This is a genomic window from Desulfuromonas soudanensis (assembly GCF_001278055.1).
Taxonomy (GTDB): domain Bacteria; phylum Desulfobacterota; class Desulfuromonadia; order Desulfuromonadales; family WTL; genus Deferrimonas; species Deferrimonas soudanensis.
The window spans coordinates 3487996-3511573 of record NZ_CP010802.1; the positions used below are offsets into that span (position 1 = coordinate 3487996).

The window sequence follows — 23578 nt, forward strand, 5'->3', positions numbered from 1 at the left end:
CAAGACACCAAGGCAAAGAGGTTACCTTGGTTGATTTTCTTGGTGCCTCCGTGTCTTGGTGGCCATAATCGCTTTTCTTACACCTAAGCCTTCATAATTCGGGCAACACTCTTTATTAGGGGGGACATCGTGCACGCCCTCAACGGGAAAGCACCCTGAAACGCCCCTCTCGGAAGACCTCCTGATTCTGACCATGGAACAAGACGCCCCCCAATATGAACGCGCCCACACCACCCTCCGCTCCTTCGTCGAGGGGATCGGCGAGGGCGCGCCCCACAGTGAAGTCCTCGGTCTGGTCGGCTCGAGCGATGCCCTCTTCCTGGCGGCCCTCCTCGCCGAAAGGAAGGAGCCGCTGCTGATTCTGGCGGCCGACGGCAAAAAGGCCCAGGAGCTGGCGGCCGACCTGATTTTTTTCCACGGCCGCCCCGGGGAGATTTTCCTCTTCCCGCACTGGGAAGTGCGCCCCTACGAACCCCTCTCCCCTCACCCCGAGGTCGAGGCCACCCGCCTGACGACCCTCGCCGCCCTCGACGCCGGCCGGGCCCGGGCGGTGGTGACGACCGTTCGCGCCCTGTTGCAAAAAGTCATCCCCCGCTCGGTCCTCTCCGGACTCGTCGAGCACCTCGAAGCCGGCCATGAATACCTTCGCACCCCGCTCCTTTACCGCCTGGATGAACTCGGCTACCACAACGTCCCCCAGGTGGAAGACCGCGGGACCTTTTCCGCCCGCGGCGACATTCTCGACATCTTTCCTCCGAGCCGATCGACGCCGGTCCGCATCGAATTCTTCGGCGACACCATCGAGCGGATGCGCCCCTTCGATCCCGCCAGCCAGCGCTCGGCGCCGGAGGAGCTGCGCAGCCTCGAACTCCTCCCCGCCCGGGAGATGATCCTCGCCGGCGAGCACCTCGAAACCTTCGCCGGCCGCCTCAAGGAGCGGTGCGACGCCCTGGAGCTCCCCCGCACCCTCCGCGAAGCGATCCTCGAGGAGGTGCGCGAAGGCCTCTTCGCTCCGGGACGCAACTTCCTCCTCCCCCTCAACTATCCGTCACTCGACACCTTTTTCGACTACGCCCCCGGAGGGCGCTGGGTCCTCCTCGACCCCCCGGCCATCGAGCAGGCAAGCGACCAGTTCGCCGTCGAGGTCGCCGAAGGGGAGAAACGGATGCGGGACCGGGGGGAACTCCACGCCAGCGCCGAGACCCTGTTCCTCGATCCGCGGCAACTGGAAACCGCGCTGGGAAAACGGCCGCGCATCGACTTTTCGGCTCTGCGCCTCCTCCATCTCGAAGAAGAGCGTCCCCTCTTCCGCATCAACGCCGAAGGGAACGGCGACCTGCGCCAGGGGGAAGGGGGGCTGCAGGCCCTCGCCGGGCACCTGCGCGACTGGTCCGACCGAGGGTGGCGGACGATCCTGGTCTGCCACCAGAGGGGGCAGGCCGAGCGCCTCCTCGACCTCCTCGAGCCCCATGGGGTGCCGGTCCGTTTTTCGCCGGCAGCGACCTTCGGCGACGCCGGCCGCGGCGAGATCCATCTCCTTGTCGGCGAACTCTCCTCCGGCTTCCGCCTCCCCGACGACCGGCTGGCCCTGGTCACCGAGGAGGAAATTTTCGGACGCCGGGTGCGGCGCCGCGGCACCTCCGAGGCCCGGGCCCGGGCCCTCCTTTCCTCCCTCGCCGAACTCAAGGAGGGGGATTACGTCGTCCACGCCGACCACGGCATCGCCCGCTACCGTGGCCTCCTCCACCTGCAGACCGGCGCCACCGAGGGGGATTACCTGCACCTCGAATACGCCGGCGACGACAAGCTCTACGTCCCGGTGGAGCGCATCGAAAAGGTGCAGAAATATTCCGGCGGCGAAGGCCACGCGCCGCGCCTCGACAAGATGGGGGGGGGCGCCTGGGAAAAAGCCAAGATCAAGGCCCGGGCCGCCGTCGAGGAGATGGCCCGGGAGCTGCTGAAGATCTACGCCCGCCGCGAGATGAATCAGGGGTTCGTCTACTCCCCCCCCGACCGCCTCTTCCGCGAATTCGAGGCCGCCTTCCCCTACGAGGAGACCGCCGACCAGCTCTCGGCCATAACCGACGTTCTCTCCGACATGCAGTCGGAGCGCCCCGTCGACCGCCTGATCTGCGGCGACGTCGGCTACGGCAAGACCGAGGTGGCGATCCGTGCCGCCTTCAAGGCGGTTCTCGACGGCCGGCAGGTGGCGGTCCTGGTCCCGACGACCATTCTCGCCCGCCAGCACCTCGAATCCTTCCGGACGCGCTTTTCCGGCACCCCCGTCGAGGTGGAAATGATCTCGCGGTTCCGCACCCCGGCCCAGCAGAAGGAAATTCTCCAGCGGACGGCCGCCGGCCGGGTCGACATCCTCATCGGCACCCACCGCCTCCTGCAGCGCGACGTCCGCTTCAAGGATCTCGGACTGGTGGTCATCGACGAGGAACAGCGCTTCGGGGTCAGTCATAAGGAGCGACTGAAGAAGATGCGCGCCGAAGTGGACATTCTCACTCTCACCGCCACCCCCATCCCCCGCACCCTGCACATGGGGATGGTCGGTCTGCGGGAGATCTCGGTCATCGACACCCCCCCCGTCGACCGCATGGCCATCCGCACCTACGTCAGCCGTTTCGACGACAACCTGATCCGCGAGGCGATCCTGCGCGAACTCCGACGCGGGGGACAGGTCTTTTTCGTCCACAACCGGGTCCAATCCATTGCCGCCATGGCCGAATTCCTCCGCCGCCTCGTCCCCGAGGCGAAAATCGCCGTCGGCCACGGACAGATGGGGGAGAGAGTCCTGGAGGAGGTCCTGGTCGACTTCATCGACGGCCGGACCAACGTCCTCGTCTGCACCACCATCATCGAAAACGGCATCGACATCCCTGCGGCCAACACCATGATCGTCAACCGTGCCGACTGCTTCGGGCTCTCCCAGCTCTACCAGCTCCGCGGCCGGGTCGGACGCTCCAACCGCCGCGCCTACGCCTATCTCCTCATTCCCGGCGAGGCGACATTGACGTCCGACGCCCGGGCGCGCCTCAAGGTGCTTCAGGAGCTGACCGAACTCGGCGCCGGCTTCCGCATCGCCAGCCACGACCTCGAGCTGCGCGGCGCCGGCGATCTCCTCGGCGCCCGCCAGGCCGGTCAGATCGCCGCCATCGGTTTCGAGATGTACTCCGAGCTTCTCGAGGAGACGATCCAGGAACTCAAGGGTTTGGCCAAAGAAGACCGGATCGACCCGGAAATCCGCCTCGGCCTCTCGGCCTTCCTCCCCGAGAAGTACGTCCCCGACCCGAACCAGCGCCTCGTCTTCTACAAGAAACTTGCCGCCGCCGAGGACGAGGAAGCCCTCTACCTCGGCGCCGACGAGCTGCGCGACCGCTACGGCGAACTCCCTCCGGCGGCGGAGCTTCTCCTCGAGATGATGAAGCTGCGGGTGCTGATGAAACGCCTGCGCATCGAGATCGCCGAATATGACGGACGACGCCTGACCTTCGGTGTCAACGCCACAACGCCGATCACTCCCGAGCAAATCCTCGCCCTCCTCCAGGACCCTTCCGGTCGCTACGCCTTCTCCCCCGACTACCGGCTGTCGATCCGCCTCGAGCGCCTCCCCGCCGAAGAGGTGCTGGGTGAGGCCAGAAAAGAATTGCAACGATTTCTGCAGGCATGCTAGTTTGTTTTATTCGAATTCGTCCTGATCGATCCGAGGGACAGTCACTTGCCCGGACCCTTCACCACCCCCCTTTTCCGCAGGAATCCCCTCTGCATTCAGTCCGCGAGGTCAAGCATCCCATGTTCCATTGTCGTCTTCTGCCGCGTTTGGCCCTGGCAATTTTTCTCCTCGGCGCCCTTCTGGCCTGCAAGGAAAAGACCGAAGCCGTCGACCCGCCCCTGGTGCGGATCGATGGTCGGGTCATCACCCTGAGTCAGTTCAAAAGCGACTTCGAACGCACCCTGCCGGCAGGACGCACCCTCTCCATCGAGGAACGGGGGGACCTGGAACGGGCCTTCCTCGTCCAGGCCATCGACCGCGAACTGACCCTGGCCGAAGCCGGGCGTCTCGGCATCGTGGTCACCGACGAGGAGCAGCAGGCCGCCCTGAAGGAGTATCAGAAAGACTACCCCGGAACGGCGCTGGAAACCATGCTGCAGGAGTCCGGCCAGACCATGGAAAAATGGCAGTCCGCACTCGCTGAAGGGTTGCTGATGGAAAAAATCGTCCGCCAGGCCGTCTATTCACGGGTTTCCATCAGCGACGACGAGATCAGCCGATATTACAAGGAGCACCGCGAGGAATTCGACCGGCCGGCTCAGGTCAGGGCACGGCAGATCGTCGTCGGCAGCGAAGCCGAGGGACAGCGGATTCTCGGCCTGTTGCGACAGGGAGAGGATTTTGCCGAGGTCGCCCGAAAGTACTCCCTTTCCCCCGACAGCGAAGCCGGAGGGGACCTGGGTTTCTTCTCCCGAGGGCAGATGCCCCCCGAATTCGATGCCGTGGTCTTCACCCTCCCGGTCAACCGTCTCAGCGACCTGATCAAGAGCGAGTACGGCTACCACATCTTCCGGGTCGAGGAAAGCCGCAAAGCCGTTCGCCTCACCCTCGACGCGGTGCGCGACGAGATACGCGAGCAGCTGCGGGCCGCCAAGGAAGAACAGACCCACCTGGAATGGCTCCAGAACCTGCGCGAGCGGGCCACCATCGAAGTCAACTGGAACCTTCTTTAACCCCCGAGGACACCCACCGATGAAGCACCTCTTCACCCTGACCCTCGCCCTGCTTTTGGCTTGCGGCGGACTCGTCCGGGCGGAAACTCTCGATCGCATCGCCGCCGTGGTCAATGAGCAGATCATCACCACCTACCAGCTTCAGCAGGCCGTCGCCGAACGCCTCGCCGAAAGGGGACGGGGGCAGCAAAACCTTGCCGCCGGAGAGCTGGCGGAGCTGCGCAGCGCCGTTCTCAACGAACTGGTGGATAACGCCCTGGTCGATGAGCGGATCGCCGCCCTGGGGATCAAGGCCGAGGACGAGGAGGTCAATGCCGCCGTGCAGGACGTGCTGCGCCAGAACAAGCTCAGTCTCGCCCAGCTCGAGGAGGCCCTGGGCAACGAAGGGCTGACCCTCGAGCGCTACAAGGAAAAACTCCGGCAGCAGATTCTGCGCTTCAAGCTCATCGGCCGCGAGGTGCAGAGCAAGATCGAAGTCAGCACCGAGGAGATCGGCGAGTACTTCCGCACCCACATCGACGATTACCGCAAATCGCCCACCCTCCACCTCTCCCGCATCAGCTTCGTGCTCCCCGCCAAGGCGAGCGCCGCCAGGAAGGCGGCTCTGCGCGAAGAGGCCGCAGCAGCGTGGAACCGTCTGCGCGACGGTGAGGACTTTTCCGCCGTCCTCGCCGATCTCGAGCAGACAGGGAAAGCCCAGGGGGGAGACATGGGGACCTTCGCCGAGGGGGAGCTTACCCCTCTCTTTTACGCGGCGGTCGCGGGCCTCGACACCGGCGCCGTCTCCGAGGTCATCGAGAACTCCTCCGGCTTTCACATCCTCAGGGTGATCGGTCGCAATCCCGGCGAAGTCCGCAACTTCGACACAGTCAAGGACGAGATCCAGCGCACCCTGCGCGACAAAAAGACCCAGGCGCGCTACCAGGAGTGGGCCGCGGGGCTGAAGAAAAACGCCTATATCGACATCCGCCTCTGACCCTCCTGTCGGCCACGGAAAATGACAAAGCCCCGTCGGGAATATCCCGGCGGGGCTTTTTTTGTTGTCGTCTCCTGATTCCAGCGTTGCTACAGACCCTCTTTTGCCGGCGGCAGGGGGATCTTCTCCCCCTCTCCATCGATGCGGACGAAGGTGACCCGGGTGGAGAAGACCCGCTCTTCGTCGACGGATCCCGGCGGAGCGGCGTGGACGTCGACGGCATAGGTGAGGGAGGTTCGGCCCCGTTCCAGGGGGAGAATCTGAAAGCGCAGGATCGCCCCGTTGACCACGCGGTGGCGGAAGGCGACCTTGTCCATGCCGACGGTGACGAAGGTGCTGCCGGGATAGTCCCGGGAGGCGGCCATCCAGGCGAACTCGTCCACCCATTTGAGGAGGACGCCGCCGAAGAGGTAACCGTGATGATTGAGATGCTCGGGACGCACCAGGGTGAAATTTTCCATGCCGTCTCCAAAAGGATGAAAGACCCTGCCCTGCAGGGGGGAGGGTCGCGCTAGAAGGAGTTCAACCGGCGAATGAAGGCCTTGAGCAGTCCGTAACTGAAGTGGTTGAATTCGAAGACCAGCCGGGGGAGGTGGAGGAGGTCGGGCTGGTCCTTCTCCTCGGGGAGAGCCGCAGAAAAGACCGGGACGCTGCCGGCTCGGATGATCTCGCTGAATTCTCTGGTGAGGGTATCGAGGTGCGACTGTTCGAGGGTCTTGTTGAGGCGGATGACCAGGATGTCGCCGACAAAACGACTCGAATGGTAGACCCGGTAGAATTCGTCGATGATCTCCGCCGCCTCGATGGGATCGCGGGTAATGGTGAAGAGGCTGAAATCCTCGCCGGAGATCAATCCCCGCTTGAGAAGGGTCTTCTTGATGAACTGCAGCCAGTTCTCCCAATAATCCCCCTCGTCCGAATCGATGAGGACCAGGGGGATCGGCGGATTCTTGCCGGTCTGCATCAGGGTGAGGGCTTCCATGGCTTCGTCGAGAGTGCCGAACCCCCCGGGGAAGAGAGCGACCGCATTGGCCTCCTTGAGAAAGGCGACCTTGCGATTGAAGAAGTACTTGTAGGTGATGACGTTCTTGCTCTGGCTCATCACCGGATTGGTTTCCTGCTCGAAGGGGAGACGGATGTTCACGGCAAAGGAGTTGTCGGCTCCCGCCCCCTCGTTGCCGGCCTGCATGATTCCGCCGCCGCCGCCGGTGATGACCATGTACCCCCGGTCGGCGAGTTCCCGGGCGAAGACGAGGCATTTCTGATAGATCGCCTCGGACGGGGCGGTGCGCGCCGAGCCGAAGATGGTCACCTTCTTGCGATTCCGGAAGGGGCCGAAGACCTTGTTGGTGTAGCGCATCTCCTTCATGGTGGTGCGCATCAGCTTGAGGTCGGCCAGATAGTCGGACTCATGGCCGGCCTTCAGGGCGCTGATGATCATCTCCCGGACGATCCCGGGATGGGCAATGCCGACCTTGGCGATGAGCTCGTCGATCAGCGGATCGACTTCGTTGTTGGTGCGGGTGAAATGCAGTTCCATCGAAGGAGGTCTCCTTGCCAGTGGGATGGGGTCCGGAAGAATCGAAGGGAGCAGGGGGCTTCAGCACCTGCCGAGCAGGGGTCGGTCGCCGAGGGCCGGGCCACGGTTGAGGAGGCCGCCCGGACTCGAGCCGGCATAGCGGCCGTCGAAGACCTGGTAACGGGACCGGAGTTCCTTCTCCAATGCCAGGTACAGGGTCCTGTCCCCGGCCGACAGCCCCTGCAGGGTCGGCTCGCAAAAAAACGTGATGCAGATAAAGGGGCGGCGGGGCGGCGGCAGAAGGCAGCTCTGCCGGTGCAGAAAAGGGCAGGAAGAGGAGAAATCGGGCTCGGGCGGTCGTCCCCCCTCCAGCAGATAGGGGAGGATGTTGACCAGGGTCGGATAGTATTTGCCCCGATCGCAACAGGCGCCGCCGCAGCTGCGGCAATGGCTTTTTCCCCCTCCTTTTTCGAACAGGACGTGAATCGCCTCCTGGATCCTGGCGATTTCGGCAAGTCCTTCCTCCATCCAGGCGCGCTCGGCGGCGGAAACCCCCCTTAGCTCCTGCACGAGGGCGCCGACAAGCTGTCGCCACAGCCGCTGATCGTTTACCTTTTCTTTGTTCAAGACACCCTTGCTTCCACGGAAACGAAGCGGCACAGCCGGGAGCCGGCTGCACCGCAGCAAAAAAAAACGCAGATGGCCAAAGAAGGCCGTAAGCCGGGTTCTGTTCCCCGCCGAAGTTACCCGCGGCGGGGCGATGACCATTCCTCTAGGACCGCCGTTGCCGACGGCCTCAAGCAGCACACCCAGGAGCCTCGGACGGGCCGCCCTCAAACGCTCCTCTATTCGGCCTTGCTCCGGATGGGGTTTACCGAGCTTCCGACGTCGCCGCCGGAACTGGTGAGCTCTTACCTCACCCTTTCACCCTTACCCGCTTGAAGCGGGCGGTCTTCTCTCTGTGGCACTTTCCCTGGGGTCGCCCCCGGTCCCCGTTAGGGACCATCCTGCCCTGTGGAGCCCGGACTTTCCTCCCGTCCCCCACAGATGCCGCGAGCGGCAAAGGGGGGACCGGCGGCCATCTGTCCTTCTTTGACCATCTGCGTTCGACACTATGCTACATTTTGCCGGCAAAGGCAATTCCCCTGAGGTCAGCTCCCCCGGACAGCAACTCCCCGAACGGATTCGAGGGGCTCCTAGCACTCCCCGTTGACGAAGAGGAGTCGGTTGCAGTGGGGGCAGCTCTGGACTTCCTTGAACTGGAAGAGGCTGTTGAAGAGCTGGGGGGGGAGATGCATGTTGCAGCCGAGACACGTCTCGTTGCTGGCTTCGACCACCGCCACGCCGTCGCGGCGATCGAGAAGGAGTTGGTAGCGCTTGCGCAGCGGCACCGGAAGTTTTCCGAGGAGCTCGTTGCGGGCGCCATCCTTTTTGGCCAGGGAGAGGTCGAATCCGGACAGGGCCTTTTCCAGCTCGCTGCGGCGGGCGTTGACCTTCTCCTCGATGGCGGCCATCTCGGTCTCCTTCTCTTCGAGTTCCCGAGCCAGGGCGGCGATCTCCCCGTCCTTGGCCTGGATCTTTTCGTTCAGATCCTTGTTGAGCTTTTTGGCGGTATCGATCTCCTTGAGCACCGCCACGTACTCCTTCTGGGTCTTGATGCTCGGGAGACGCCCTTCGGCTTTGGCGACGTTGTCCTTCTCCTGCACTAACGCCAGGGAGATTTCCTGACGCTGCTGCTTGAGGAGATCGATGCTGGTCGAAAGGGCATCCACCATGGCCCGGACCCGGTCCAGGTCGGCACCGAGAACGGCCTGCTCCTGGTCGAGTTTCTGGCGGTTCTGGCGAATCCCTTTCAGGTCCTGATCGAGCTGCTGCAGTTCCTTGAGCACTTGCATCTGTTCTTGCACGGTTTTGCCTCCCGTCTATGTCCTCAGCCTGACCGGGCGCCCCTGTTGGCCCCCGGAAACGACGAAAGGGGAGTCAGATCGCGACAAACGGATCCTTCTCCCCTTCCAGCTCTATGAATTCTATTTTCAATCCCCGTTCCTTTGCGCCCTGGCGAAGCGTCCGGGCCAGTTCGGGGACCATGAGATGCTCGGTAGCGAAGTGCCCGGCATCGATCAGGGCGATCCCCTGACTTTCGGCGGCGCGGGCCTCGTGGTATTTGACATCGCCGGTGACCAGAACGTCGGCCCCCTGGCGCAGCGCTTCGCCGAGAAGGGAGGCTCCGCTCCCTCCGCAGACCGCCACCCTGGAGACCTTGCCGGCCGTCTCGCCGGCGATGCGCACCCCAGTCGCCCCGAGGGCTTCCTTGACCCGAAGAGCAAAGGCCCCGAGGGTGGTCGCCTCGGCCAGACGCCCGATCCGACCGAGACCGACGTCGCTGCGACGATTGGCCAGCGGTACGAGGTCGTAGGCCACCTCCTCGTAGGGATGAGCCTTGGCCATGCGTTCCACCACCCGGGTCAACCGGTCCCGGGGGAGCACCGTTTCGAGGCGGACTTCCCGCACTTCCTCGGAGCTGCCGACGGCGCCGATGAAGGGGGTCGCACCGGCGCCGGGGCGGAAGGTCCCGGTTCCAACGGTGCGGAAGGCGCAGCGGTCGTAGCGGCCGATCCGGCCGGCCCCGCCGCGGAAGAGCGCCTCGGCCACCGCCTCTTCGTAGCCGGCCGGAACAAAGACCGTCAATTTGAGGAGATCGGCGGCACCGGGAGCCAGAACCGCAGCGTCGACAAGGCCGAGGCGCTGCGCCAGCCAGTCGCTGAGGCCGTCCCGGCCGCGGTCGAGGTTGGTGTGAGCACAGAGGATGGCGATATCGTTTTTCACCGCAGAAAAAAGAACCCGGCCCGTTTCGTCGGCCGGGACCAGGGTGTGCAGAGGGCGAAAGAGGAGGGGGTGATGGGTCAGAAGGGCCTGGGCGTTGGAGCGACGGGCCTCGGCCAGAGCCGCTTCGCCGGGGTCGAGAGCGACCAGAACCCGGCTGACGGCGGCGGCGGGGTCACCCACCTGCAATCCCACATTGTCCCATTCTTCGGCCAGAGCCGGGGGATAGAGCGAATGAACGAGACCAATGAGTTCCTGAATGCGGACGATGCGTTCCTTCTTCATGTTCCGGCAGGGGAAAAAAGAAGAGTGCAACCGCTGGGCGTTGCACTCTTCAAAAGCTATAAGAATGTCTATCGGTCTATGAGCACGTGACTCATCTTTTCCTTGGGTGGTGGGCCCACCAGGGGTCGAACCTGGGACCAACCGGTTATGAGCCGGTGGCTCTACCAACTGAGCTATAGGCCCGAAAACGAAGCTGTAGGTTAAGCTTTTCCCTGAGGGGTGTCAAGGGCTTTTCTGCGGCGTTTCGCTTCAGGTTTCGACAAAACTCTTGAGGCGCTTGGCGCGGCTGGGGTGGCGCAGTTTGCGCAGGGCCTTGGCCTCGATCTGGCGGATCCGTTCGCGGGTGACGGCGAAGTCCTGACCGACCTCCTCGAGGGTATGGTCGGATTTCTCGCCGATGCCGAAGCGCATCCGCAGGACCTTTTCCTCCCTGGGCGTGAGGGTGGAGAGGACCCGGGACGTCTGGTCGGCGAGGTTCCCCTTGATCACTGCTTCCAGGGGGGAAATAACGCCCTTGTCCTCGATGAAGTCGCCGAGGGAGGAGTCCTCCTCCTCACCGATGGGGGTCTCGAGGGAGATCGGCTCCTTGGCGATTTTCAGGACCCGGCGGACCTTCTCCAGGGGGAGCTCCATCCGTTCGGCGATCTCCTCGGGAATCGGCTCGCGCCCCAGCTCCTGCACCAGCTGCCGGCTGGTGCGGATCAGCTTGTTGATGGTCTCGATCATGTGAACCGGGATGCGGATGGTGCGGGCCTGGTCGGCGATGGCGCGGGTGATCGCCTGGCGGATCCACCAGGTGGCATAGGTGGAGAACTTGTAGCCGCGCTGGTACTCGAACTTGTCCACCGCCTTCATCAGGCCGATATTCCCTTCCTGGATCAGGTCGAGAAACTGCAGGCCGCGGTTGGTGTACTTCTTGGCGATGGAGACGACGAGGCGGAGGTTGGCCTCGACCAGCTCGGTCTTGGCCAGCTTGGCCCGCCACTCCCCCTTGAGAACCTCCTTGAGGGATTCGAGGAGCTCCTCGGGAGCGAAACCGGATTCTTCCTCGACCCGCTTGAACTTGCGCTGGGCGCTCTTGAGGCGTTTTTCCACCGCCAGCAGGGTATCCATGGGGACCCCCAGCTCCTCGGAAACCTTGCGGGCCTCCTCGTCGCTCTTGCGCATCCGCCGCAGCTGGCGCTTGATCTCCTTGTGGGGCTGTTTGAGCTCCGCCTCGCAGGCATGGACTTCGGCCATCCCCTTTTTGACCTGCTTGGCGAGTTCCTTGAGATGGTCGACGATCTTGGCGACCTGAAAGTCCTTGAGGCGGATCTTGCGCATCAGTTCGGCAATCTCCCCCTTGAGAACCTTGCACTCCTTGTCCAGAAGCTTCTTCTCTTCCTTCGGGACCTCGCCGGCAAGTTTCTCCCGCAGCTCGGTGAAGCGCACGTCCCGCTCGCTGATCTGCTCCACGAGCTCGAGGATGCGCTGGTGGTGTTTCTCCTCCGCCTCGCTCCCCTCCTCTTCCTCGTATTCCTTGGTGATTTCGGCGACACCGATCTGCCCCTTGGCGAGCCGCTCGCCGAGGGAGATGATCTCCTTGAAGGCGATGGGGGTCTTCATGATGACGCTGGTCACCAGGGCATCCCCCTCCTCGATGCGCTTGGCGATCACCACCTCCCCCTCGCGGGTGAGGAGGGAGACCTGACCCATCTCGCGCAGATACATGCGCACCGGGTCGCTGGTCCGCCCGAGGACGCCGGCCTCGAACTCGGTCTCTTCCTCTTCCTCGTCCTCGCTCCCCTCCTCGTCGAGGGCCTGGTCCTTGCCGAGGGAGATTTTCGCCTCGGAATCGACGACTTCGATATCCATCTCTCCGAACATGCTCATGACATCGTCGAGCTGATCGGAGCTGACCATGTCGGCGGGAAGGATGTCGTTGACCTCATCATAGGTGAGGTACCCCTTTTCCTTGCCGAGATCGATGAGCTGCTGCACTTCTTCCATGTTTGCTTTTTTGGACATGCCTTCGATTCTCCTCTCGACTCCCGGCCCTCGTCCGGGAGTGAATTCCTCTATGCCGAAATTACTTTTTCAGTTTACGCTTGAGTTCGACGAGTTCGGCCTGGCAGGCGGTGCGCCCCTGAAGGTCCCCGGCCGCCTCGGCCGCCGCCAGGATCGCCGGAAGCTCGCGGATGCGCCGACGGATCCGCTCCAGGGCGGCCGCCTGACGGCACCCTTCGAAGATGGCCGCCGGGTCGTCGGCAAAGGCTTTTTCATCCTTTATAAGGATACCCGACAAAATCGCTTTTTGTTCCTCGCCGAGGGAATCGAGCAGAATCGTCTCGCTGAGGGAACCGTCCTCTCCGGAGAGGGCCAGGATCCCCTCGGCGATGGCCCGCCGGTCGTCGTCGGAAAAGAGGAGCTCGGGCCCCTCTTCGGCGACCCGGGCGCGGATCGTCGGGTCGGAAAGCATCATCACCAGAAGCCATTCCTGCGTCTTGATATCCCGCGTCGGCCCCTCCCGGCGGTGGCGCGGGGGGGCGACGGCGGTCTGGGGCCGGGGCGCCTGGGGAGCTCTCTCGAGCACCGGCCGGTTGGCGGGGCCCCCCTTTTCGGCCTGGCGCCGGATTAGATCCTCGGCAATGCCGGTGCGCGCCGCCAGCGCGCGAAGATAGAGGCTGCGTTCGATCTCGCCGGGGATAAGGCGCAACCGGGCGAGAATCTCGTCGACGGCCCGGGTCGTCCCCTCGATGCTGGCGCCGTGCTCGGCAAGGACGGTCTCCATGTAGACCTCGAGAACCGGGCGCGCCGCTTCCAGGCGCCGGGAGAAGTCGTCGACGCCGTGAAGGCGCAGGAACGAATCGGGGTCTTCGCCGGGCTCCAGGGCCACCACCGACGCCGGAATCCCTTCGGCAAGGAGAACCTCCATGGCGCGAAAGGTCGCCTTGCGCCCGGCGCTGTCCTGATCGAAAAGGAGAAGGAGGCGCTCGGCGTAGCGTTTCAGGAGCCGGGCGTGCTCCACCGTCAGGGCGGTGCCGCAGGTGGCGACGGCATTGGTGAAACCGGCGCGGTACAGAGCCATCTGGTCGAAATACCCCTCGACCACGATCCCTTCCCGGCGCTGCCGCATCCCCTCCCGGGCCTCGCAGAGGCCGAAGAGAACCCGCCCCTTGTGATAGATCGGGGACTCGGGGGAGTTCATGTATTTCGGCAGCGAATCGTCCAGCACCCGGCCGCCGAAGGCCGTCACCCGACCGGCGAGGTCGAGGATCGGAAAGAGCAGGCGTTTCCGGAAGAGATCGTAGTCGGATCGCCCTTCCTTGCCGGGGCGGATGAGCCCCAACTGGCGCCCGAGGGCCGGATCGAACCCCTTGGCGGCCAGATGGCCGGCCAGCGCCTCCCAGCGCTCGGGGGCAAACCCGAGACGGAACCTTCGGGCGATCTCCCCATCGTAGCCGCGATCGCGGAGATAGCGCCGCGCCGCTCCTCCTTCGGGGGACTCGAGAAGAATCTGGTGATAGAAGTCGCAGGCCACCTCGTTGATGCGCGCCAGACGATCGGCTTCGACGCGCCTCTCTTCTTCCTCGGGAGAGACGGCCTCCTCGGCGATCTCGATCCCGACCCGTTCGCCGAGCTGCCGGGCCGCCTCCGGAAAGGAGAGCCCCTCCATTTTCATGACGAAGGAGAAGACGTTCCCCCCGACGCCGCAGCCGAAGCAGTGAAAGATCTGCCGCGGCGCGTTGACGTTGAAGGACGGGGTCTTCTCGCCGTGAAAGGGGCAGAGCCCCAGGTGGTTGGCCCCGGACCGTTTGAGGGGGAGGTAGGAGGAGATGACCTCGACGATGTCGGTGCGCTCCCGGATGTCCTGAATTTTTTCTTCCGGTATCCGTCCTCGCATTATTCTCTCAACTCGACGATGGTTACGTTGTCTCCCCCCCGGGACAGGTCGGCGCCATGATAGGCGCTGACCTCGCGGTGCCGGGCCAGAAACTCCCGGACCGCCCGGCGCAGGATTCCTTCGCCGGCGCCATGGACCACCTCCACCTCGCGGATCCCGTGAAGGAGGGCGTCGTCGAGAAAGCGGTCGAGGTCGGGAAGGGCCCCGTCGACGCGCCGACCGACCAGCATCAGCCGCGGCTGAAATCCCTCCCGCTCGACGGAGCTGCGCACTCCGCCCCGGCCGCGGCTCGATTTGGCAAAGCGCCGGGGAGCGTACTGCTCCAGGGCCGACAGGGGCTGGCGCAGCTTCTTGCCGTGCACCGTCAGTTCAACTTCGTCTCCGAGGAGCCGGACGACTTCCCCGTCGCTGCCGAGGACGGTGACCCGCAGGATTTCGCCGACGACGACTTCGGACGGCAGGCGTCCCTTGCGGAGGGGTTCGCTGCGCAGGTCGGTGAGGGTCCCCCGAACCTCCTGCAGCTCGCCGGCCAGGAGCGCCTGCTGCCGGGCATCGCTGCCGGCCTCCCGCGCCTGGCGCAGGAGGTGCCGGAGCCTGACCTCGGCTTCGGAAACGATCTGCTCGCCGCGGCGCCGGGCCTTGTCGAGAATGCCGCGCTTCTGCTCTTCGAGCTCGGCCAGAAGGAGGTGGCGGCGGTCGTGTTCGCTCTGGGCCCGGCGGAGGAGGAGGCGGGCCTCGGCCCGGTCCCCCTCCAGTTCGGCGCTGAGGCGATTGAGGCTTTCGATGACCTCGAGCCCATCCCGCTCCCCCGGGGAGAGATACCCCTCGGCCCGCGCCAGAACTTCCTCGGGGAGCCCGAGCTGCCGCGCGATGGTGAAGGCGCTGCTGGCCCCGGGAATCCCGTAATGCAGGCGGTAGGTCGGTGCCAGCGTGACCTCGTCGAACTCGACGGCGGCGTTCTGCACCCCCTGCTGGAGATGGGCATACCCCTTGACGAGATTGAGATGGGTGGTCACCACGACCCGGGCGCCGCGCCCCCGCAGCGTGTCGAGAACCGCCAGGGCCAGGGCTCCCCCCTCCGCCGGATCGGTCCCGGTGCCGGCCTCGTCGAGGAGGACCAGGGATTCCCTGTCGGCTTCGGCGAGAATCCGCCGCATCCGGGTGATGTGGCCGGAAAAGGTCGAAAGATTCGCCTCGATGCTCTGTTCGTCGCCGATATCGGCGAAGACCCGGCCGAAGAGATAAACCCGGCTCTCGGGGTGACAGGGGACGGGGAGTCCCGAGGCCACCATCAGCGTCAGGAGCCCCGCCGTTTTCAGGGCCACGGTCTTGCCGCCGGTGTTCGGTCCGCTCACCACCAGGATATCGCAGTCGCTGCCGAGAAGAAGGTCGACGGGGACCGCCTCCCCCTCCCGACGGCTTCCGTCGGAGTTGAAGAGAAGGAGCGGATGGCGGGCCTCCCTGAGCTCGAGGAGCGGCTCGGAGGCCAGATGCGGCGCCGTGGCGCCGCTGGCCAGGGCAAAGCGTCCGGCGGCAGCGACAAAGTCGAGCCGGGCGAGAATCTGCTGATTGACGAGGAGCGCCGGCGTCTGGCGGCGCACCAGATCCGAGAGGCGGCGCAGAATCCGCTCCTCCTCCCGCTTTTCCTCGCGCAGATGGGTCTGCAATTGGTTGTTGGCTTCGAGAGCGGCCGCCGGTTCGACATAAAGGGTCTGGCCGCTCGCCGACTCGTCGTGCACGAACCCCTTGACCTGTCCGCGGCGATCGGCCCGCACCGGCAGGACGTAGCGCCCGCCGCGTTCGGTAATGATCCGTTCCTGAAAGACGCCGGAGAGGGTATCGGAGGCCAAAAGCCCTTCGAGAATCCGCTTGATGCGCCCCCGGGTCTGCAAAATTTCGCGGCGCATTTCGCCAAGTTCAAAGGAGGCGCCGTCGAGGATCTCTCCCCGGGGGCCGATGCTCTCGCGGATCCCCTGGCGCACCTCTGGCAGCGGGTCGAGAAGTTCGGCCTGCACCCCGAGGCGCGGCGCTTCCTGGCGGCCGGTAAAATACCGCCGGCAGTCCCTGGCCGCCTCGACGCTGGAAACGACCTCGAGAAAGACGGCCGGGGCCAGCCAGGTCCCTTCGGCATGCAGCTCCCGCAGCGGCTGGCGCAGGTCCCGGCAGCCGGCGAGAGGGGGGCTCTTCTGACGCTCGAGAAGAGCCGTCATTTCGGTGACTTCGGCCAGGGAATCGGCCACCGCCTCCGGCGCCGAAAGGGGCCGCAGGGCAAGAGCCCGTTCCCGTCCGGGGTCGGTCACGGCAAACTGGGCAAGAAGCCCTGTCACCTTGTCATATTCGAGAACCCGCAGGGTCGCTTCGATCATCGCTCTACCGTTTTGTTCACCTCCGGCGGCCGGCTAGCGCAGTCCGGCGGAGCCGCTGAACATCGTCGATCCGAGGCGGACGAAGGGGGGAGCCAGCTCCGACTCCTCCAGATAGGGTCGAACCGTCTCCGGAAAAGGCCCCAGACTCACGGCGGTCAGGACCACGGTGAGGAGGAGCACCCCCTGGACCAGGCCGAAAAAACACCCGGCCATGCGGTTGATCCCGCCGAGAAAGATCATCTTGACGAACCGCGACAGCAGGTAGCCGAGAAGGGAAAAGAACAGGACCGTGGTCAGAAAAAGGAGGAGAAATGCGGCGATGACACAGAGACGGGCCGGCAGATTGAAGGCATCGGCCAGGCTCTGCGCCAGGGGGCCGTGAAAGGTGAAGGCCAGAAAACCGCCGACCGTCAAACCGAGGAGGGAACAGAGCTCCCGCAGGAGACCCCGCAACATCCCCTTGAGGACAAAGGCCCCGAGAATCACCAGAATGGCGATGTCCACTCCGCTCATAACCCCTGCCCGGAACGGCAAAAAACCGCCCCCGCCAACTACCCTGCCAGCCGGGCCTTGACAAGCTCACTGACCAATCGGCCGTCGGCCCGCCCCGTCGTCCGGGCGGCGACAATCTTCATGACCTGCCCCATCTCCTTCATCGAGACGGCGCCGACGGCAGCGACGGCCTCCTCGATGATCCCGCGGATTTCCTCTTCGCCGAGCTGGGCGGGGAGAAACTCCTGAATGATGGCGAGTTCCTCCTCTTCCTTCTCGGCCAGCTCGATGCGGTCGTTTTCCCGATAGACCTGAGCCGATTCCCGCCGCTGCTTCACCAGGGTGGAGAGGACGCCGATCACTTCCGTATCGTCGAGTTCGCAGCGGGCCTCGATCTCGCGGTTCTTGATCGCGGAGCGCACCAGGCGGATGGTGCTCAGGCGCAGGGGAGCCTTGGCCTTCATGGCCTCCTTCATCGCTTCGTTGAGCCGGTCTTTCAGGGTCATGGACTAATCTACCTCACCTCTTGGAGGTGTAAACGCAAAGAGGGCAGCCGGTCGACCGGCGCCCTTCTCACAGTAATTTTACAGTATAATTCGGTTCCTCCGGGGAAGCAACTCTTTTTATTACTTGCCGCGGCTCTCCTTCTCGACAATCCCGGAAAGACCAAAACGGCGGCGCAGTTCGGCATAGATGCGCTCCGGCGGCAGATCGTAATAGCCGAGGAGAACCAGGGTGTGGAAGAAGAGATCCGCCACTTCGCCGACGACCTCTTCCGGGTCCCCCCCCTTGCCGGCGACGGCGGTCTCCGTCGCCTCCTCGCCGATTTTGCCGAGGATCTTGTCGAGCCCCTTGGCGAAGAGGGAGGCGACGTAGGACTTCTCCGTCGGGTTCTGGCGCCGCTCCTGGATGACATGGTAGAGAGCGTCGAGAATGTCGGCGCGGCCGTAGATGGATGCGGCATCGACGAGTTTTTCCCCCTCGGTTTCCACGCCCTCCCCGTTCCAGACCCGATAGAAGCAGGAGCGATGCCCCGTATGGCAGGCCGCTCCCTCCTGCTCGACGGCAATCAGCAGGCAGTCGCCGTCGCAGTCGAAGCGGATTTCCCGCACGTGCTGCACATGGCCGGAGCTCTCCCCCTTCATCCACAGTTTGCGGCGGGAGCGCGAATAATAATGGACCTTGCCGGTGCGGACGGTCAGATCGACCGCCTCGGCGTTCATATAGGCCATCATCAGCACCTCGCCGGTTTCGGCGTCGGAAGTGATGGCCGGGATCAAGCCATGGGCGTCAAATTTGAGTTGATCGGCTAAGGACATGTTTTTTCCCATAGGGTAGGGACGCAGGACAGGGTCCAGGTCGATTTTCCTCTGTGTCTCAGTGTCTCTGTGGTGGGATTAATTTATGACAGCCGCACCGGTACGCCCCTTGCCGCCAGGTATTCCTTGCATTCGAAAATGGTGTGCTCGCGGAAGTGAAAGATGCTGGCGGCCAGGGCGGCGCTGGCACCGCCTTCGGTGAGCCCCTGACGGATGTGCTCAAGATTGCCGACGCCGCCGGAAGCGATCACCGGCAGATGCACCCGGTCGGCGACGGCGCGGGTCAGCTCCAGGTCGTAGCCGTCCTTGGTCCCGTCCTTGTCCATGGAGGTGAGAAGGATCTCCCCGGCGCCGTAGGACTCCATGCGCGCCGCCCACTCCACGGCGTCGATCCCCGTCGGGTTGCGTCCGCCGTGGGTATAGACCTCCCAGGAACCCGGATCGCTGCCGGGGACACGGCGGGCGTCGATGGCGACGACGATGCACTGGGAACCGAAACGTTCGGCGGCCTGGCGGACAAACTCCGGCCGGTGCACGGCGGCGGTGTTGATCGACACCTTGTCGGCGCCGGCGTTGAGGAGGTTGCGGATGTCGGCGATCTCCCGCACCCCGCCGCCGACGGTGAGCGGCATGAAGACGCGCTCGGCGGTGCGGGCGACGATGTCGAGGATGATCCCCCGCTTGTCGCTTGAGGCGGTGATGTCGAGAAAGGTCAGCTCGTCGGCTCCCTGGGCGTCGTAGGCCTCGGCGGCCTCCACCGGATCGCCGGCGTCGCGCAGTTCGAGGAATTGAACCCCCTTGACGACCCGCCCGTCCTTGACGTCGAGACAGGGTATGATGCGTTTGCTGAGCATGATTTGAACGTCCCGGGTTTGTAGGGGCGCAATTCATTGCGCCCTTTGGTTGCGCGCAATTCATTGCGCCCTTTGGTTGCGCGCAATTCATTGCGCCCTTTGGTTGCGCGCAATTCATTGCGCCCTTTGGTTGCGCGCAATTCATTGCGCCCTTTGGTTGCGCGCAATTCATTGCGCCCTTTGGTTGCGCCCTGGGCCAATGCCTGGGCGTGATGAATCACGCCCCTACGCCGTTTTCGGCCGTTTGGTCAAAGCGACCGCCGCACGCAGGTCGAGGGCGCCGCTATAGATCGCCTTGCCGGTGATCACCCCGACGACCCCGGAGGTCTCGATGGTCATGAGGTTTTCGATGTCCTGCAGACTCGAGACGCCGCCGGAGGCGATGACCGGGATGGCGATCGACTCGGCCAGGGCCCGGGTGGCCTCGAGGTTGGGCCCCTGCATCATCCCGTCGCGGGCGATGTCGGTGTAGATGATCGCCTCGACGCCGAAGCCTTCCATCTCCCTGGCCATCTCCGTCGCCTTTTTCCCGGTGACTTCGGCCCAGCCGCGCACGGCGACAAATCCGTTGCTGGCGTCGATGCCGACGACGATGCGCCCGGGAAAGAGGCGGCAGGACTCCTGCACCAGGGCCGGATTCTCCAGGGCCACCGTCCCCAGGATCACCCGGCCGATCCCCAGTTCGAGATAGGCCTCGATGGTCGAGAGGTCGCGGATGCCGCCGCCGAGTTCGGTGGGGATGTCGATGGCCGAAACGATGGCGGAAATCGCCTCGCGATTGCGCGGCACGCCGGCAAAGGCGCCGTCGAGGTCGACGATATGGAGAAGCTCCCCCCCCGCCTCCTGCCAGATGCGCGCCTGGGCCGCCGGCTCCTCGCCGTAGACGGTGTCCTTCTCCATGAGCCCCTGCTCCAGCCGGACGCAGCGCCCTCCCTTGAGATCGATGGCGGGTATGACGATCATGAGAGTTCTCCGAAATTCTTGAGGATGGTCAGTCCCACCTGCTGGCTCTTTTCCGGGTGAAACTGGGTGGCCATGACGTTGTCCCGCCAGATGCTCGAGCAGAAGGGGATTCCGTAATCGGTGACGGTCGCCACCACCTCCGGGTCGTCGGGGACGACGTAATAGGAGTGGACGAAGTAGACGGAGGCGTCGTCGGCCACCCCTTTAAGAATCGGCGACGGGCGGCGGATGGAAATCTGGTTCCATCCCATGTGCGGCACCTTGAGGGCCTCGCCGGCGACGCGCAGGTCGGCGGGGAAGCGCACCACCCGCCCGGGGATGATGTCGAGACCCCTGTGAAGACCGAACTCCTCGCTTTCGCTGAAGAGGAGCTGCAAGCCGAGGCAGATGCCGAGAAAGGGGCGGCCGGAGGCGACGTGGGCCCTGATCGGCTCGACGAACCCCCCGTCGACGAGATTGGCCATGCAGTCGCGGAAGGCGCCGACCCCGGGGAGAACCAGCTTGTCCGCCGCCGCCAGGTCGCGCGGGTCGGAGGTCACCCGGGCGGCAAAGCCGACCTTTTCGAACCCCTTCTGCACGCTGCGCAGATTCCCCATGCCGTAGTCGATGATCGTGATCATGCTATTCGAGCTTCCCCTTGGTGGAGAGAACCCCCTCGATGCGGGGATCGAGACCGGTCGCCTCGTCGAGAGCCCGGCCGAAGGCCTTGAAAATCCCCTCGATGATGTGGTGCAGATTGTCGCCGTAGGCGAGATTGACATGGACGTTTGCGCCGGAGTGGTTGCAGAAGGCGACGAAAAATTCCTCGACCAGCTCGGTGTCGAACTCGCCGACCTTGGCCTTGGGGATGTCGACGTTGAAAACAAGAAAGGGGCGCCCGGAAAAATCGATGATCACCGAGGCCAACGCCTCATGCATCGGCATGGTGGCGCGACCGAAGCGGCGGATCCCGGCCTTGTTCCCGAGAGCCTTCTTGAAGGCTTCGCCGAGGCAGATCCCGAGATCCTCCACCGTGTGGTGGGCGTCGATCTCCACATCCCCCGTGGCCTGGACCTTCAGATCGAAGAAGCCGTGGCGGGCGACGGCGCTGAGCATATGGTCCATGAACGGCACCGGCGTGCGGATGTCGTTCTCCCCGTGGCCGTCGAGGGTCAATTCAAGGCGGATCTCGGTTTCGCTGGTCTTGCGCTCGATGGTTGCACTACGCATGGCATCTCCTGTTGTCTATCAAAAAACAGGGTTAACCACAGAAGTCCCAGAGGGCACGGAGGAAACCAGACATAGAAACTAACCTTGTCCAAAAATGCTTTCCTCTGTGTCTCCGTGCCTCCGTGGTGAGTCTTGTCAGTCTTTCAACCGGATGGAAACCGACCGGGCATGGGCCTCGAGTCCTTCGAGTTCGGCGATGTGGATAATCTCCTGCCCGAGCCGCTCGAGCCCGCTGCGGGAGAAGGAGACGATGCTCGACTTCTTGATGAAATCGTCCACCCCCAGAGGGGAAAAGAAGCGGGCGGTTCCGCCGGTGGGAAGGGTATGATTGGGCCCGGCCAGGTAGTCGCCGGCGGCTTCTGGGGTGTGATGCCCCATGAAGATCGCCCCGGCGTGGCGGATGCGCGGGAGAATTTCAAAGGGGTTGGCCACCGCCAGCTCCAGGTGCTCGGGAGCGATGCGGTTGGAGAAGGCGATGGCGTCGTCGAGACTTTCGGCGACGACGATCGCTCCGAAGTCCTCGATGGACCGGCGGGCGATCGTCTGCCGGGAGAGGGCCTGCAGCTGCGACTCCAAGGCCGCGGCGACTTTTCCGGCGAAGGCCTCGTCGGTGGTGATGAGGATCGAGGAGGCGAGCTCGTCGTGTTCGGCCTGGGAGAGGAGATCGGCGGCGATATGGGCCGGGTCGCCGCTGCCGTCGTTGATCACCAGGATCTCGCTGGGGCCGGCGATCATGTCGATGTCGACCTGGCCGAAGACCATCTTCTTGGCCGTGGCGACGTAGATGTTGCCGGGGCCGGTGATCTTGTCGACCCGCGGAATCGACTCGGTGCCGTAGGCCAGGGCGGCCACGGCCTGGGCGCCGCCGACCCGGAAAATCCTGTCGACGCCGGCCAAACGCGCCGCCGCCAGCACGTGGGGATTGACCACGCCGTCGGGAGTCGGCACCGTCATGATCACCTCGGGGACGCCGGCGACCTTGGCGGGGACGGCGTTCATCAGCACCGAGGAGGGGTAGGCGGCCTTGCCGCCGGGGACGTAGATCCCCACCCGGTCGAGGGGGCGCACCATCTGACCGAGGAGGACGTCCTCCTCGGTGGTGGAAATCCAGGTTTCCACCTTCTGCTTGGCGTGAAAGGCGGCGATGCGTTCGGCGGCCAGCTTGAGGGCGGCATGGGAGACGGCGGAAACGGCGGCGCAGGCGCGGTCGATCTCGGCCTCACTGACCTGCACGGTGCCTGAGGTCAGTTCCAGCCGGTCGAAGCGCGCGGTCAGCTCGAAGAGGGCTTGATCGCCCCGGCGCCGCACGTCGTCGATGATGGTGCGGACGGTCTCCTCCACTCCCTCGGGGAGGGTCTCGCTCCGGGCGACAATTTTGGCGAAAGCGGCCTCAAAGCCGGGATCGGAAAAACGCAGCATCTGAATCATGCGGACTCCCTGCATAACGGGTCGCGGCGCGGACCGTTCTAGTTGGAAATTCGAACCTCGTCGCCGATCACCTTCTCGAGTCCCTCGAGAATTGCGGTGATCCGCAGGTGCTTGGTCTTGAGGCTGGCGCGGTTGACGATGAGCCGGCTGGTGATCTCGGCGATCGTTTCCACCTCCACCATGCCGTTTTCCCTCAGGGTCGCGCCGGTGGAGACCAGATCGACGATCCGCTCGGAGAGGCCGACCAGGGGGGCCAGCTCGATGGATCCGTAGAGCTTGATCAGCTCGACCTGGATCCCCTTGGCGGCGAAGAAGCGCTCGGTGATATTGGGATATTTGGTGGCCACGCGGATATTGGACCAGGAAGCGGGATCGTCCTGCTGACGCAGGGCCACCGGCTCGGCCACCGCCAGGCGGCAATAGCCGAACTTGAGATCGAGGGGTTCGTAAAGATCCTTCCCCTGCTCGAGGAGGGTGTCCTTGCCGACGACGCCGATATCGGCGCAGCCGTACTCGACATAGGTCGGCACGTCGGTGGCCCGCACCGCCATGAAGCGGAATTTGCTCTCGCGGTTCTCGAAGACCAGCTTGCGGCTGCTCCCTTCCATCTCGGGGCAGGTGATGCCGATCTTGGCGAAGAGCTCCATGGAGTCCTGGAGGATGCGCCCCTTGGGGAGGGCGAAAGTGATGTAATCGCTCATGACTGTAACCCTGTCGAAGGTGAGGGACC

General features: G+C 64.4%; 20 protein-coding genes, 1 tRNA gene and 1 other RNA gene. 3 read left to right on the forward strand and 19 right to left on the reverse strand.

The genetic code is table 11. The features are described 5' to 3' along the window. The first annotated feature begins 193 nt into the window (after positions 1–193). From mfd to DSOUD_RS15575, 3 genes are all read left to right on the forward strand, one after another. On the forward strand, positions 194–3679 hold the full coding sequence (gene mfd, locus DSOUD_RS15565) for a transcription-repair coupling factor (protein WP_053551874.1): 3486 nt from the start codon (positions 194–196) through the stop codon (positions 3677–3679). A gap of 119 nt (positions 3680–3798) precedes the next feature. Beyond that, on the forward strand, positions 3799–4731 hold the full coding sequence (locus DSOUD_RS15570; RefSeq protein WP_053551875.1) for a peptidylprolyl isomerase: 933 nt from the start codon (positions 3799–3801) through the stop codon (positions 4729–4731). Positions 4732–4750: 19 nt separating this feature from the next. Further along, on the forward strand, positions 4751–5707 hold the full coding sequence (locus tag DSOUD_RS15575; protein ID WP_053551876.1) for a SurA N-terminal domain-containing protein: 957 nt from the start codon (positions 4751–4753) through the stop codon (positions 5705–5707). An 89-nt stretch (positions 5708–5796) separates the two neighbouring features. Here the strand turns inward: DSOUD_RS15575 and DSOUD_RS15580 are convergent, their stop codons facing one another. The 19 genes from DSOUD_RS15580 to hisG form a co-directional block, all read right to left on the reverse strand. Next, complete coding sequence (locus DSOUD_RS15580) at positions 5797–6168, reverse strand: acyl-CoA thioesterase (protein ID WP_053551877.1); 372 nt, start codon at positions 6166–6168, stop codon at positions 5797–5799. 50 nt (positions 6169–6218) lie between these two features. Continuing rightward, positions 6219–7247 carry an LOG family protein gene (locus DSOUD_RS15585; RefSeq protein WP_053551878.1) on the reverse strand — a complete coding sequence of 343 codons (1029 nt, stop codon included), beginning with the start codon at positions 7245–7247 and terminating at the stop codon, positions 6219–6221. Between the two features lie 60 nt (positions 7248–7307). Further along, a complete protein-coding gene (locus DSOUD_RS18585) occupies positions 7308–7853 on the reverse strand; it encodes a hypothetical protein (RefSeq protein WP_053551879.1) in 546 nt (181 codons plus the stop codon). Positions 7854–7927: 74 nt separating this feature from the next. Next, positions 7928–8320, reverse strand: an RNA gene (gene rnpB, locus DSOUD_RS17635) — RNase P RNA component class A. A 102-nt stretch (positions 8321–8422) separates the two neighbouring features. Beyond that, positions 8423–9133: a zinc ribbon domain-containing protein gene (locus DSOUD_RS15595; protein WP_053551880.1), complete on the reverse strand. Its 711-nt coding sequence runs from the start codon at positions 9131–9133 to the stop codon at positions 8423–8425. Between the two features lie 73 nt (positions 9134–9206). Next, positions 9207–10334, reverse strand: a complete 1128-nt coding sequence (locus DSOUD_RS15600) for a Nif3-like dinuclear metal center hexameric protein (RefSeq protein ID WP_053551881.1) — start codon at positions 10332–10334, stop codon at positions 9207–9209. Positions 10335–10441: 107 nt separating this feature from the next. Then, a tRNA-Ile gene (locus DSOUD_RS15605) sits at positions 10442–10517 on the reverse strand. A 66-nt stretch (positions 10518–10583) separates the two neighbouring features. Continuing rightward, the gene (gene rpoD, locus DSOUD_RS15610) at positions 10584–12341 is read right to left on the reverse strand and encodes an RNA polymerase sigma factor RpoD (protein ID WP_053551882.1); all 1758 of its coding nucleotides are present in this window, start codon (positions 12339–12341) and stop codon (positions 10584–10586) included. Positions 12342–12402: 61 nt separating this feature from the next. Beyond that, positions 12403–14217: a DNA primase gene (gene dnaG / locus DSOUD_RS15615; protein ID WP_053551883.1), complete on the reverse strand. Its 1815-nt coding sequence runs from the start codon at positions 14215–14217 to the stop codon at positions 12403–12405. Next, entirely contained in the window at positions 14217–16583 is a 2367-nt protein-coding gene (locus DSOUD_RS15620; protein WP_053551884.1) for an endonuclease MutS2, read from the reverse strand. The genes dnaG and DSOUD_RS15620 overlap by 1 nt, the downstream gene beginning before the upstream one ends. 33 nt (positions 16584–16616) lie before the next feature. Then, a complete protein-coding gene (locus tag DSOUD_RS15625) occupies positions 16617–17096 on the reverse strand; it encodes a CvpA family protein (protein ID WP_053551885.1) in 480 nt (159 codons plus the stop codon). 38 nt (positions 17097–17134) lie between these two features. After that, a complete protein-coding gene (locus DSOUD_RS15630; RefSeq protein WP_053551886.1) occupies positions 17135–17581 on the reverse strand; it encodes a GatB/YqeY domain-containing protein in 447 nt (148 codons plus the stop codon). Positions 17582–17701: 120 nt separating this feature from the next. Then, the gene (gene hisIE, locus DSOUD_RS15635) at positions 17702–18394 is read right to left on the reverse strand and encodes a bifunctional phosphoribosyl-AMP cyclohydrolase/phosphoribosyl-ATP diphosphatase HisIE (protein WP_053552421.1); all 693 of its coding nucleotides are present in this window, start codon (positions 18392–18394) and stop codon (positions 17702–17704) included. An 83-nt stretch (positions 18395–18477) separates the two neighbouring features. After that, on the reverse strand, positions 18478–19248 hold the full coding sequence (gene hisF, locus DSOUD_RS15640) for an imidazole glycerol phosphate synthase subunit HisF (RefSeq protein WP_053551887.1): 771 nt from the start codon (positions 19246–19248) through the stop codon (positions 18478–18480). Positions 19249–19473: 225 nt separating this feature from the next. Beyond that, positions 19474–20211 (reverse strand): 1-(5-phosphoribosyl)-5-[(5-phosphoribosylamino)methylideneamino]imidazole-4-carboxamide isomerase, encoded by a 738-nt coding sequence (hisA, locus tag DSOUD_RS15645; protein WP_053551888.1) that lies wholly within the window; start codon positions 20209–20211, stop codon positions 19474–19476. Further along, entirely contained in the window at positions 20208–20831 is a 624-nt protein-coding gene (gene hisH, locus DSOUD_RS15650) for an imidazole glycerol phosphate synthase subunit HisH (RefSeq protein WP_053551889.1), read from the reverse strand. The genes hisA and hisH overlap by 4 nt, the downstream gene beginning before the upstream one ends. A 1-nt stretch (position 20832) precedes the next feature. Then, the gene (gene hisB, locus DSOUD_RS15655; RefSeq protein ID WP_053551890.1) at positions 20833–21420 is read right to left on the reverse strand and encodes an imidazoleglycerol-phosphate dehydratase HisB; all 588 of its coding nucleotides are present in this window, start codon (positions 21418–21420) and stop codon (positions 20833–20835) included. 135 nt (positions 21421–21555) lie between these two features. After that, positions 21556–22839, reverse strand: coding sequence for a histidinol dehydrogenase (gene hisD / locus DSOUD_RS15660; protein WP_232426552.1), 1284 nt, complete (start codon positions 22837–22839; stop codon positions 21556–21558). A gap of 47 nt (positions 22840–22886) precedes the next feature. Then, positions 22887–23549: an ATP phosphoribosyltransferase gene (gene hisG, locus DSOUD_RS15665; protein ID WP_053551891.1), complete on the reverse strand. Its 663-nt coding sequence runs from the start codon at positions 23547–23549 to the stop codon at positions 22887–22889. Between the last annotated feature and the right edge of the window lie 29 nt (positions 23550–23578).